The sequence below is a fragment of the Streptomyces sp. NPDC018026 genome (assembly GCF_044327745.1).
Classification (GTDB): Bacteria; Actinomycetota; Actinomycetes; order Streptomycetales; family Streptomycetaceae; genus Streptomyces; species Streptomyces rubrogriseus.
In genome coordinates this window covers 164,501-176,839 of the sequence record NZ_JBIRFY010000015.1, presented here as the reverse complement: position 1 = coordinate 176,839, position 12,339 = coordinate 164,501, and the positions used below count along the sequence as shown (strand labels likewise).

Annotated in this window: 9 protein-coding genes, 1 tRNA gene and 1 pseudogene; 5 read left to right on the top strand and 6 right to left on the bottom strand. The window is 71.5% G+C overall.

From position 1 onward, the window contains the following. Window positions 1-65 precede the first annotated feature (65 nt). Window positions 66-722 carry an ANTAR domain-containing response regulator gene (locus ACH4D3_RS34240; protein ID WP_398330470.1) on the bottom strand — a complete coding sequence of 219 codons (657 nt, stop codon included), beginning with the start codon at window positions 720-722 and terminating at the stop codon, window positions 66-68. A gap of 101 nt (window positions 723-823) precedes the next feature. Between ACH4D3_RS34240 and ACH4D3_RS34235 the strand changes: the two genes are divergently transcribed. Further along, a tRNA-Leu gene (locus ACH4D3_RS34235) sits at window positions 824-897 on the top strand. 111 nt (window positions 898-1,008) lie between these two features. Next, a pseudogene (locus tag ACH4D3_RS34230) lies at window positions 1,009-1,209 on the top strand (helix-turn-helix domain-containing protein); the annotation flags it as partial. Here ACH4D3_RS34230 and pyk read toward each other — a convergent pair. Next, window positions 1,210-2,646: a pyruvate kinase gene (gene pyk / locus ACH4D3_RS34225; RefSeq protein ID WP_398330467.1), complete on the bottom strand. Its 1,437-nt coding sequence runs from the start codon at window positions 2,644-2,646 to the stop codon at window positions 1,210-1,212. Between the two features lie 214 nt (window positions 2,647-2,860). Between pyk and ACH4D3_RS34220 the strand changes: the two genes are divergently transcribed. Continuing rightward, window positions 2,861-4,669, top strand: coding sequence for a bifunctional metallophosphatase/5'-nucleotidase (locus ACH4D3_RS34220; RefSeq protein ID WP_398330465.1), 1,809 nt, complete (start codon window positions 2,861-2,863; stop codon window positions 4,667-4,669). A 24-nt stretch (window positions 4,670-4,693) separates the two neighbouring features. Here ACH4D3_RS34220 and ACH4D3_RS34215 read toward each other — a convergent pair whose 3' ends face one another. From ACH4D3_RS34215 to ACH4D3_RS34200, 4 genes are all read right to left on the bottom strand, one after another. Next, window positions 4,694-6,106, bottom strand: coding sequence for a lysine N(6)-hydroxylase/L-ornithine N(5)-oxygenase family protein (locus tag ACH4D3_RS34215; protein ID WP_398330462.1), 1,413 nt, complete (start codon window positions 6,104-6,106; stop codon window positions 4,694-4,696). Then, window positions 6,103-7,461 carry a pyridoxal phosphate-dependent decarboxylase family protein gene (locus tag ACH4D3_RS34210; RefSeq protein WP_398330459.1) on the bottom strand — a complete coding sequence of 453 codons (1,359 nt, stop codon included), beginning with the start codon at window positions 7,459-7,461 and terminating at the stop codon, window positions 6,103-6,105. The genes ACH4D3_RS34215 and ACH4D3_RS34210 overlap by 4 nt, the downstream gene beginning before the upstream one ends. 166 nt (window positions 7,462-7,627) lie before the next feature. Next, complete coding sequence (gene pepN / locus ACH4D3_RS34205) at window positions 7,628-10,126, bottom strand: aminopeptidase N (RefSeq protein ID WP_398330456.1); 2,499 nt, start codon at window positions 10,124-10,126, stop codon at window positions 7,628-7,630. 139 nt (window positions 10,127-10,265) lie between these two features. Beyond that, the gene (locus tag ACH4D3_RS34200) at window positions 10,266-10,616 is read right to left on the bottom strand and encodes a chorismate mutase (RefSeq protein ID WP_398330453.1); all 351 of its coding nucleotides are present in this window, start codon (window positions 10,614-10,616) and stop codon (window positions 10,266-10,268) included. A 137-nt stretch (window positions 10,617-10,753) separates the two neighbouring features. Here ACH4D3_RS34200 and ACH4D3_RS34195 point away from each other — a divergent pair, with 137 nt between their 5' ends. Together ACH4D3_RS34195 and ACH4D3_RS34190 are read left to right on the top strand one after the other, a co-directional pair. Beyond that, entirely contained in the window at window positions 10,754-11,653 is a 900-nt protein-coding gene (locus tag ACH4D3_RS34195) for a hypothetical protein (RefSeq protein WP_398330451.1), read from the top strand. 40 nt (window positions 11,654-11,693) lie between these two features. After that, a complete protein-coding gene (locus tag ACH4D3_RS34190) occupies window positions 11,694-12,323 on the top strand; it encodes an SIMPL domain-containing protein (RefSeq protein WP_398330448.1) in 630 nt (209 codons plus the stop codon). Window positions 12,324-12,339 lie beyond the last annotated feature (16 nt).

Genomic DNA, 12,339 nt, shown 5'->3' with positions numbered 1-12,339 from the left:
GTACGGCCGAGGCCCGCGCCCCCACACCGGGGACGCGGGCCTCACCCGCACGTCAAAGGCCCGGCTCAGCCCTTGGACGCCTTCTTCTCCTCGGCGTCCTGAATGACCGCCTCCGCCACCTGCTGCATCGACATCCGCCGGTCCATCGACGTCTTCTGAATCCACCGGAAAGCCGCCGGCTCGGTCAGGCCGTACTCCGTCTGCAGCACCGACTTCGCCCGGTCCACCAGCTTGCGGGTCTCCAGCCGCAGACTGAGGTCGGCGACCTCCTTCTCCAGCGCCTTCAACTCCGTGAACCGGGACACGGCCATCTCGATCGCCGGCACGACGTCGCTCTTGCTGAACGGCTTCACCAGGTACGCCATGGCCCCGGCGTCCCGCGCCCGCTCCACCAGGTCGCGCTGCGAGAACGCGGTCAGCATCAGCACCGGCGCGATGCTCTCCTCGGCGATCTTCTCGGCCGCGGAGATGCCGTCCATCTTGGGCATCTTCACGTCGAGGATCACCAGGTCGGGGCGGTGCTCGCGGGCCAGCTCCACGGCCTGCTCACCGTCACCGGCCTCACCGACGACGGAGTACCCCTCCTCCTCCAGCATCTCTTTGAGATCCAGCCGGATCAGGGCCTCGTCCTCGGCGATGACAACACGGGTCGTCAGCGGAGGAACGTGCGACTGGTCGTCGTCGGTCACGTCGGCGGGCTGGGGCGACTCGGGGGCGGTCACGTGAGCTCCTCATTCGGGGCAGGGATACTGCTGACAAGAGCCTACCCAGCTGCGGTATGGTGGACGGGCAGCGGGTCGGGCTAAATCTTCGATTCGCAGGAGCTCCGGTAGTCCAATCGGCAGAGACGATACCCTCAAAAGGTATTCAGTGTGGGTTCGAATCCCACCCGGGGCACTTTTCCTCAGAATCGAAGGTTCCAACTGAAGTGGATGTACACGTTCTCGTGAACATCCACTTTTTTCCGCGTGTCGCAACCCCCGCGCTCGCAAAGTGGTCGCATGTACCGCTCACCCTTGGGAGTTCGTGCGGGGGCTCATCCACTCGGACGGCTGCCGTGTCACCAACTGGACGACCCGGCCCGTCGGCGGCGAACGCAAGCGCTACGAGTGGACGCGCTGCACCCGCCTCGGCAACGCGTACGACATCTCCGTGGCCCGCAAAGTCTCCGTAGCCCTCATGGACGTTCACGTCGGTCCCAAGTGCTGATCACTTGGGACTGTCGTCCTCCCCGATGTGGTGCACCCGCACCAGATTGGTCGTGCCCGACACCCCGGGCGGGGAGCCGGCCGTGATGACCACGACGTCGCCCTTCTCGCAGCGTCCGTAGCGGGTCAGAAGCTCGTCCACCTGGTCGACCATCGCGTCCGTGGAGTCCACGTGCGGGCCGATGAAGGTCTCCACGCCCCAGGTCAGGCTCAGCTGTGAGCGGGTCGCCGGTTCCGGGGTGAAGGCGAGCAGCGGGATGGGTGAGCGGTAGCGGGAGAGGCGGCGGACGGTGTCGCCGGACTGGGTGAAGGCGACCAGGAACTTGGCGCCGAGGAAGTCGCCCATCTCGGCGGCGGCGCGGGCGACCGCTCCGCCCTGGGTGCGGGGCTTGTTGCGTTCGGTCAGCGGGGGGAGTCCCTTGGCGAGGATGTCCTCCTCGGCGGCTTCGACGATGCGGGCCATGGTGCGCACCGTGTCGGTCGGGTGTTTGCCGACGCTGGTCTCGCCGGAGAGCATCACGGCGTCGGTGCCGTCGATGACGGCGTTGGCGACGTCGGAGGCCTCGGCGCGGGTGGGGCGGGCGTTGTCGATCATGGAGTCGAGCATCTGGGTGGCGACGATGACCGGCTTGGCGTTGCGCTTGGCGAGCTTGACGGCGCGCTTTTGGACGATGGGTACCTGTTCGAGGGGCATTTCGACGCCGAGGTCGCCCCGGGCGACCATGATGCCGTCGAAGGCGGCGACGATGTCCTCGATGTTCTCGACGGCCTGTGGTTTTTCGACCTTGGCGATGACGGGGAGGCGGCGGCCTTCTTCGTCCATGATGCGGTGGACGTCGAGGATGTCGCGTCCGCTGCGGACGAAGGAGAGGGCGACGGCGTCGAAGCCGGCCCGCAGCGCCCAGCGCAGGTCGTCCTCGTCCTTTTTCGAGAGGGCGGGTACGGAGACCGCGACACCGGGCAGGTTGAGGCCCTTGTGGTCGGAGATCATGCCGCCCTCGATCACCCGGGTCCGCACCCGGGTCCCGTCGACGCCGGTCACCTCCAGGCAGACCTTGCCGTCGTCGACGAGGACGCGTTCGCCGGGGGTGACGTCCTCGGCCAGGCCCGCGTAGGTGGTGCCGCAGAGGTGGCGGTCGCCCTCGACGCCCTCCTCGACGGTGATGGTGAAGGTGTCGCCGCGTTCAAGGAGTACGGGTCCTTCGCCGAAGTGGCCGAGGCGGATCTTCGGGCCCTGAAGGTCGGCGAGGGTGCCGACGCTGCGGCCGGTCTCGTCGGAGGCCTTGCGGACCCGGCGATAGCGCTCGTCGTGCTCGGCGTGGGTGCCGTGGCTGAAATTGAAGCGGGCGATGTCCATTCCGGCGTCGACCAGGTCTTTGATCTGGTCGTACGAGTCGGTGGCGGGACCAAGAGTGCAGACGATCTTTGCTCGGCGCATGGTTCGAGCCTATGACTTACTGCCGGGTAGCGAATTGGCCACGCATGACCACTCAACAACCTTTGAGTAACGGGTTATTGACAAGTGTTGAATTGTGCAGGCCGCCGCTCCGATGAGCGTTCGGCTGGTCCGCCACCCCTTGACAGGAGGCATGTTCAGGACAGAATCTACGCGCGTCGCCAATGTGTGTACGGGTCACCGAGGAGAAGCAGCCATGCCGTTGAACCGCCGGAAGTTCCTGAGCAGGTCCGCCGTGACGGGGGCGGGGGTCGCCCTGGCCGGTGCGGCGGCGGTTCCGGCGGCCGAGGCCGCGGCCCCCGCGCACCGGGGCCACCGGAAGCCCAAGCGGTACGCGCTCACCGTGCTCGGTACCACCGACCTGCACGGGCACGTCTTCAACTGGGACTACTTCAAGGACGCCGAGTACACGGACGCGGCGGGCAACGCCCAGGGTCTCGGCCGGATCTCCACCCTGGTGAACCAGGTCCGGGAGGAGAAGGGCCGCCGCAACACCCTGCTGGTGGACGCGGGCGACACCATCCAGGGCACCCCGCTGACGTACTACTACGCGAAGGTGGACCCGATCACCGCCGAGGGCGGTCCGGTGCACCCGATGGCGCAGGCGATGAACGCCATCGGCTATGACGCGGTGGCGCTCGGCAACCACGAGTTCAACTACGGCATCGAGACGCTGCGCAGGTTCGAGGAGCAGTGCGACTTCCCGCTGCTCGGCGCGAACGCGGTGGACGCGAAGACCCTGAAGCCCGCCTTCCCGCCGTACTTCATGAAGACGTTCCGGGTGAAGGGCGCGCCGCCGGTGAAGGTGGCGGTACTGGGGCTGACCAACCCGGGCATCGCGATCTGGGACAAGGCGTACGTGCAGGGGAAGCTGGCCTTCCCGGGCCTTGAGGAGCAGGCGGCCAAGTGGGTGCCGAAGCTGCGTTCGATGGGTGCGGACGTGGTGGTCGTCTCGGCGCACTCGGGCTCGTCGGGCACGTCCTCCTACGGTGACCAGGTTCCGTACGTCGAGAACGCGGCGGCGAACGTGGCCCGGCAGGTGCCGGGTATCGACGCGATTCTGGTCGGGCACGCGCACGAGGAGATCGCCGAGCTGAAGGTCGTCAACGAGGAGACCGGGCGGACGGTGGTGCTGTCGGAGCCGCTGTGCTTCGCCGAGCGGCTGACCCTGTTCGACTTCGAGCTGGTCTTCGAGCGGGGCCGCTGGCAGGTCGAGTCGGTGAAGGCGTCGCTGCGCAACTCGAACGCGGTCGAGGACGACCCGGGGATCACGAAGCTGCTGGCGGACGAGCACGAGAAGGTGGTGGCCTACGTCAACCAGGTGGTGGGCACCGCCACCGAGACGCTGACCACGGTCGAGGCGCGGTACAAGGACGCCCCGATCATCGACCTGATCACCAAGGTGCAGGAGGACGTGGTCAAGGAGGCGCTGGCGGGTACGGAGTACGCCGCACTGCCGGTGCTGGCGCAGGCGTCGCCGTTCTCGCGGACCTCCGAGATCCCGGCCGGCGACGTGACGATCCGGGACCTGTCGAGCCTGTACGTGTACGACAACACGCTGGTCGCGAAGCTGCTGACGGGTGCGCAGCTGCGGGCGTACCTGGAGTATTCGGCGGAGTACTACGTCCGAACGGCGGCCGGTGCGCCGGTGGACGTGGACAAGCTGACCAACGCGAACGGCCGCCCGGACTACAACTACGACTACGTGTCGGGGCTGGCGTACGAGATCGACGTGGCGCAGGCGGCCGGTTCGCGGATCCGGAACCTGACGTACGGCGGTGCTCCGCTGGACGACGCGCAGCAGTTCGTGCTGGCGGTGAACAACTACCGGGCCAATGGCGGCGGTGCCTTCCCGCACGTGGCGTCGGCCAAGGAGTTGTGGTCGGAGTCGACGGAGATCCGCACCCGGATCGCGGAGTGGGCGACGGCGAAGGGTGTGCTGGATCCGAAGGACTTCGCGTCCGCGGACTGGTCGCTGACGCGCGAGGGCACGCCGGTGTTCTGAGGGGGGCCGCCCGGGGCGGCCGGTTCAGATCCCGTCCACCAGGGGGGTGAGCGCCCGGTGGTGGCGCGCGGACGGGATCTGGGGCAGGCCGCCGTCCAGGCCGAAGGTGGTGAAGGCGGTGCGGGCGGGCAGCGGGTAGGGCTCCCGCCCGGTGAGGTCGTTGAGGATGGTCGCGCTGCGCCAGGCGGCGAGGCCCAGGTCGGGGGTGCCGACCCCGTGGGTGTGCGTCTCGGCGTTCTGGACGTAGACGTTGCCGGTGACGGAGGGGTCGAGGACGAGGCGGTGGCGGTCGTCGACGCGGGGGCGTTCGGAGCTGTCGCGCCGCATGTAGGGGTCGAGCCCGGCGAGGAGGCGGCCCAGCGGGCGTTCGCGGTGGCCGGTGGCGAGGACGACGGCGTCGGTGGTGAGGCGCGAGCGGGTCTTCTGCTGTTCGTGTTCCAGGTGGAGTTCGACCTGGGTGGCGGCGAGGCGTCCGGCGGTGCGGACGTGGACGCCGGGGGTGAGGGTGGTGTCGGGCCAGCCGCCGTCGAGGGTGCGGCGGTACAGCTCGTCGTGGATGGCGGCGGTGGTGTCGGCGTCGATGCCCTTGTGCAGCTGCCACTGGGCGGCGACGAGGCGGTCGCGGACCGGTTCGGCCAGGCCGTGGAAGTAGCGGGTGTAGTCGGGCGTGAAGTGCTCCAGGCCGAGCTTGGAGTACTCCATGGGTGCGAGGGCCTCGGTGCGGCCGAGCCAGTGCAGCCGCTCGCGCCCGGCGGGGCGGTGGCGGAGCAGGTCGAGGAAGACCTCCGCGCCGGACTGGCCGGTGCCGATGACGGTGACGTGTCCGGCGGCCAGGAGGGTGTCGCGGTGGCGGAGGTAGTCGGCGGCGTGGACGACGGGGACGGCGGGGTCGTCGGCGAGGGGTCTGAGCGGGTCGGGGACGTGCGGTTCGGTGCCGATGCCGAGGACGACGTTCCTGGAGTGGGTGCGGCCGAGGGCCTCGGCCTCCCCGTCGGCGTCGAGCTGGGTGTAGTCGACCTCGAAGAGGTCGCGTTCGGGGTTCCAGCGCACCGCGTCGACCTGGTGGTGGAAGTGCAGGGCGGGCAGGTTGTCGGCGACCCAGCGGCAGTAGGCGTCGTACTCGGCGCGCTCGATGTGGAAGCGCTCGGCGAAGTAGAACGGGAAGAGGCGTTCTCTGGCTCTGAGGTGGTTGAGGAAGGTCCAGGGGCTCGCCGGGTCGACGAGGGTGACCAGGTCGGCGAGGAAGGGCACCTGGACGCGTGCGCCGTCGATGAGCAGGCCGGGGTGCCAGCGGAAGTCGGGGCGCTGGTCGTAGAAGACGGCGTCGAGGCCGGTGAGGGGGTCGGCGAGGGCGGCGAGGGAGAGGTTGAAGGGGCCGATGCCGATGCCGACGAGGTCGCGGGGGGTGTCGGGGGTGTGGTGTGCGGGGGTGTTCATCGCGGGACGTGTCCTTCCACAAGCGTCAGGAGTGCTGCGAGGTCGTCTGGGTGGGTGTGGGGGTTCAGGAGGGTGGCCTTGAGCCAGAGCCGGCCGTCGGCGCGGGCCCGGCCGAGGACGGCGCGGCCGGTGGTGAGCAGCGTGCGGCGTACGGCGGCGACGGCGTCGTCCGTGGCCGCGGCGGGCCGGAACAGGACCGTGCTGATGGTGGGCGGGGTGTGCAGTTCGAACCCGGAGTGGGTCTCGATCAGCCGGGCGAACTCCTGGGCGAGGGAGCAGACGGTGTCGACGAGGGCGCCCAGTCCGGCGCGGCCCAGGGTCTTGAGGGTGACGGCGGTTTTCAGGACGTCGGGGCGGCGGCTGGTGCGCGGGGAGCGTCCGAGGAGGTCGGGGAGGCCCGCGTCGGTGTCGTCGTCGGCGTTGAGGTAGTCGGCGCGGTGGTGGAGGGCGGTGAGGTCGTCGGTGTCGGTGACGGTGAGGAGTCCGGCGGGGATCGGCTGCCAGCCGAGTTTGTGCAGGTCCAGGGCGACGGTGTCGGCGGCCTCCAGTCCCGCGAGCCGGGCGCGGTGCCGTTCGCTGAACAGGAGGCCTCCGCCGTAGGCGGCGTCGACGTGCAGGCGGGCGCCGTGGGCGGCGCAGCGGGCGGCGATTTCGGGCAGCGGGTCGATGAGCCCGGCGTCGGTGGTGCCCGCGGTGGCGGCGACGAGGTGCGGGCCGGGGACCTGGGTGAGGGCTTCGTCGAGGGCGGCGGGGTCGAGGGTGCCGGCGGGGGCGGGGACGACGACGGGTTCGGGCAGGCCGAGCAGCCAGGCGGCGCGGGGCAGGGAGTGGTGGGCGCCCGCTCCGTGGACCAGTCGCAGGCCGGCGCCGTGCCGCTCGCGGGCGAGCAGGACGGCGAGTTGGTTGGACTCGGTGCCGCCGGTGGTGACGAGGGCGTCGGCGGCGCCGGTCTCGCGGGCGAGGGCGCGGGTGACGAGGGTTTCCAGCGCGGAGGCGGCGGGTGCCTGGTCCCAGGAGTCGAGGGAGGGGTTGAGGATGCTCGCGGCGAGGTCGGCGGCGGCCGCGACGGCGAGCGGCGGGGTGTGCAGGTGGGCCGCGCACAGGGGGTGGGCGGGGTCGGCGGCGCCCTCGGCGAGCGCGGTGACCAGCGCCCGGAGCGCCTCGGGGTCGCCCCTCTCGGGCAGGATCTCACCGGCCGCGTCCGCCATCCGGGCGGCGACGGCACCCGGGCCGCCCGCGGGCAGTGGGCCGCCGCGTGCGGCCGTGCCGGCGTGCAGGGCGTCGAGCACGGTGTCGAGCAGGGGCCGCAGGGCGTCGGTGCCGTGCGGGCCCGAGGCAAGGGGCGGCATGCCCATGAGCGGTCCTCCGGGCACGGGGGGCTGGGGTTCCAGCTTCCACGCGCAGGGGCGCGTACGCCCGGACAGCTCAGTGATCACAACCCGAAAGGGGTATCCCGGCGGCTTTCGACCGGGAGCGGGGCCGGTCCCGCCGCGCCGCGCGGGGGGACCGGCCGCGGCCGGGTCAGTGCGTGTTCGCCTCCCGTACCCGCAGGGCGCGGGCGAGGTCGTCGAGCTGGTCGGTGAGTTTGCGGCGCAGGGCGGGGATCGGTTCGGCGTCGGCGAGGCAGTCCTGGCCCAGGCGCAGGGTGTCGGCGTCGACGGCGTGGGCGGGGAAGGCCCAGCGGCCGGCGGCGTCGGCCATGGCGGGGCCGCGGCGGGCGGCGAGTGCGACGGCCTCGGTGTAGTAGCGCGGTACGTAGTCCCGGACCAGGTCGGCCTGTTCGGGCTGCCAGAAGCCCTGGGCGGTGGCGGTGAAGAGGTAGTTGGAGAGGTCGTCGGAGGCGAACATGGCCTCCCAGGCGCGGGCCTTGGCCTCGGTGTCCGGCAGGGCGGCGCGGCAGCGGGCGGCGCCCTCCTGGCCGGTGGCGCTCGGGTCGTTCGCCAGTTCGGCGGCGATGGCGGCCTCGTCGGTGGCGCCGAGGACGGCGAGCCGGGTGAGGATGCGCCAGCGCAGCTCGGGGTCGAGTTCGGGTCCGCCGGGCACGGTGCCGTCGGCGAGCCAGGCGGCGATGGTGTCGGGGTGGGCGGCGGTGGCGATGCGGTGGCGTACGGCGATCAGACGCAGGCCGGGGTGGTCGCCGTCCTCGGTGCGGCGGATGAGGTCGCGGCAGAGGTCGGCCAGGGTGTTGAGGGCGGCGGGCCGCTGCTCGGGGGTGGCGTAGCGGTCGGCGATCTGGCCGGCGGCGAAGGCGAGGACGCCGTCGACGAGGGCGAGGTCGGTTTCGTGCGGGAGGTGGGTGCGGGCGATGTCGAGGTAGGTGGCGGCGGGGAGTTCGCCGTCGCGGACGGCGTCCCTGAGGGCGTTCCAGACGACGGCGCGGGTGAGCGGGTCGGGCAGGCCGGACAGGCTCTCGCGGATGGTCCGGAAGGAGTCGGGGTCGAAGCGGATCTTGGCGTAGCTCAGGTCGCCGTCGTTGAGCACGACCAGGGCGGGGAGTTTGCCGATGGGCCGGGGTTCGGCCTGGGGGACGTCGATGCCGAGGCGTTCGCGCGGGGTGAGGCGGCCCTCGTCGCCCGGGCTCTGGTCGTAGAGGCCGACGGCGATGCGGTGGGGGCGCTCGCCGGTGCGGTGGACGGTGAGGGCGCGGTTGCCGTTGTCGCCGGTGACGCTCGGGACGAGGGTGTCGACGCCGGTGGTGCGCAGCCAGGCGTCGGCCCAGGCGTGCACGTCGCGGTCGGTGGCGGCGGCGAGGGAGTCGATGAAGTCGGCGAGGGAGGCGTTGGCGAACTTGTGGCGCTCGAAGTGGATGTTGATGCCGGCCAGGAAGTCCTTTTCGCCGAGCCAGGCGACGAGCTGGCGCAGGGCGGAGGCGCCCTTGGCGTAGGAGATGCCGTCGAAGTTGAGCAGGGCGGAGGCGGTGTCCTGGACGTTCTCGGGGGCGACGGGGTGGGTGGAGGGTCGCTGGTCGGCGTCGTAGCCCCAGGCCTTGCGGGTGACGCCGAAGTCGGTCCAGGTGTCGGCGAAGCGGGTGGCCTCGGCGGTGGTCTGGTAGCCCATGTACTCGGCGAAGGACTCGTTCAGCCAGATGTCGTCCCACCAGCGCAGGGTGACGAGGTCGCCGAACCACATGTGGGCCATCTCGTGGGCGATGACCATGGCGCGGGTCTGGCGCTGGGTGTCGGTGACGGCGGAGCGGAAGACGAACTCGTCGCGGAAGGTGACCAGGCCGGGGTTCTCCATGGCGCCGGCGTTGAACTCGGGGACGAAGGCCTGGTCGTAGGAGTCGAAGGGGTAGGGCTCGTCGAACTTCTCGTGGTAGCGGTCGAAGCAGGCCCGGGTGACGTCGAGGAGTTCGTCGGCGTCGGCGTCCAGGTGCGGGGCGAGCGAGCGGCGGCAGTGGATGCCGAAGGGCAGGCCGCGGTGCTCGGTGCGCACGGAGTGCCAGGGACCGGCGGCGACGGCGACGAGGTAGGTGGAGATGAGCGGGGTGGTGGCGGCCTTCCAGTGGCCGTCGCCGGTGTGCTCGGTGACGCCGTTGGCGAGGACGGTCCAGCCCTCGGGGGCGGTCACGGCGAGGTCGAAGACGGCCTTGAGGTCGGGCTGGTCGAAGGCGGCGTAGACGCGCTGGACGTCGTCCAGGAAGAGCTGGGTGTAGACGTAGGTCTCGCCGTCGGAGGGGTCGGTGAAGCGGTGCATGCCCTCGCCGGTGCGGGAGTAGCGCATGGCGGCGTCGACGCGCAGTTCGTGTTCGCCGGGGGTGAGGTTCTTCAGCGCCAGCCGGTTCTCGTCGAGCGCGGCCGGGTCCAGGGGCTGTCCGTCCAGGGTGACGGAGCGCAGCTCCGCGGGCTTGACCTCGACGAAGGTGTCCGTGCCGTCCGTGTCGCCGCGGACGGTGAACCGGATCACGGTCCGGGAGTCGAAGGTCTCGTCCCCACGGGTCAGATCGAGGTCGATCGCGTAGTGGTGGACGTCGAGGAGCCGGGAACGGGTCTGCGCTTCGTCGCGCGTCAGTACGGACATGCACGACATGCTGCCTGATGCGGTGGGCAGGGCACAGAGGCGGTTCGGTACGTACGGTATGTCCGGTCCGCCGTGCCGGCCGCGCGTCCGCGTCGCACTCCCCCGGCGTGCGCCCCCGTGGGCGGGGGCGCGTCCGGTCTCAGTCGGTGGCCGGTGTGCCGCCGGCGGCGCTGCTCTCCGCGATCCGCTCGTGGTGGTGGATCACCTCGGCGACGATGAAGTTCAGGAACTTCTCGGCGAACGCCGGGTCGAGCTTGGCGCTCTCGGCAAGGGTGCGCAGCCGGGCGATCTGCTGGGCCTCGCGGGCCGGATCGGCGGGCGGCAGCTGGTGGCGGGCCTTGAGGTGGCCGACCTGCTGGGTGCACTTGAAGCGCTCGGCGAGCATGTGGACGACGGCCGCGTCGATGTTGTCGATGCTGTCCCGCAGCCGGGCCAGCTCCTCGCGGACGGCGGGTTCGACGGCACCGGTACCGGTGTTGCTGGTGGTCATGGGCGCCCACCCTACGGGCGCCGGCCCGCCCGTCGCAGACCGTCTCAGGCGGTGAACGCCGTAGGGTCGCCGTAGGGCTGCTCGTACAGTGGGGGCAGGGTTCAGGAGGCAGGGTTCAGGCGTCTTGGGGGTCGGACGTGGCGAACGGCGGACCGGTCGAGCACGGGTTCCCGCACCTGGAGACGGTGCGGGAGGCGGTCACGGCGCTGTACCGGCGGCTGTCGTACGACACCGTCCGGACGTTCGCGGCCAGTGTGGCCCCGGTGGACGTGGCGTTCTGCGACACGGACGACCTGTACCTCGGCACGCAGCGGGTGGCGCACGAGCTGGTGCGGCACTACCGGCTGCCCGACGCCCGCATGATCGTCTCCTTCCGCGAGATGACGCACGCGGCGAACGTGGAACTCACGGCGGGCCCGGAGTACTTCATCGAGCTGAACGACCGCTTCCGCACCCATCGCCGGGACATCGGCGCGGCCCTCGCGCACGAGGTGATGCACGTCTACCTGCACCGTCTCGACCTGGCCTTCCCCTCCACCCGGGACAACGAGATCCTCACCGACACGGCGACGACGTACCTGGGCGCGGGCTGGCTGCTCCTGGACGCCTACCGGGAGGACTCGGCGACCTCGCAGAAGCTGGGGTACCTGACCCCGGAGGAGTTCGGCTACGTCCTGGCCAAGCGGGCGCTGGTGTTCGGCGAGGACCCGTCGGTGTGGTTCACCAGCCCGCAGGCCTACACGGCGTACGGCAAGGGGCTGGCCCGGGCGCGCCGGGACGAGCAGCAGCCGCCGCTGACCGCGGCCGGCTGGGCGGGCCGCCGCCGCTACGCCCGGGACCGCCGCCACGCGCAGGACCCGCACGCCGCCGGGGCGGCGGTGGTCGGCGATCCCTACTCCTTCACCGCTCAGCCGCCCGGGCAGCTCCGGGTGTCTTTTCCCTGCCCGACCTGCCACCAGCGGATCCGGGTGCCGGTGCGGGGGCGGGTCCGGGCGCGGTGCGGGCTGTGCCGGACGGTGCTGGAGTGCGACACGTAACTCGCGGCGCGGGTGGCGGGGGCGCTGCTTCAATGCCCTTATGACACAGGCCATCGAAGAACCGTGGGGCATCAGCGTGTTCGGCTCGGGCACGGTGCGGGCCGAGCCGTCGCTCGCTCGGGTGCGGCCGGCGGTGGACGTGCTGGAACCGTCGCCGGAGCAGGCCTTCCAGCGGGCCGGCGAGGCGGTGGCCCGGCTGCGGGAGGTGCTGCGGCGGCACGGTGTGCCGGACGGCGCGGTGTCGGGTTCCCGGCTGGGCCTCAGCTCGGAGTACGACGCCCACGCCCGTGGCCGGACGCTGCTCGGCTACCGGTGCCAGGCCTCGTACGCGGTGGAGACCGGGGCGCTGGACGACCTGGAGCGGCTGATCGCGGACGTGGTCGACGCGGGGGCGCACCGGATCGACGGCGTGGAGTTCGACGTGCGCGACCGGCCGGCGCTGCTCGACGAGGCACGGCGCCGGGCGGTGGCCGCGGCCCGCCGCAAGGCCCAGGTGTACGCGGAGGCGGCGGACGCGCGGCTGGGGCCGGTGCTGCACATCCAGGACGTGGAGTCGGAGCCCGTCGCCGCGTTCCGTGCCGCCGCGGGCGGCGGCCCGCCCGGCGCACTGGCTCCGGGCGCGGTGGAGGTGTCCGCCCGGGTCGTGCTGGGCTTCTCCCTGCGGCACTGACCGCCGGTCCCGGGCG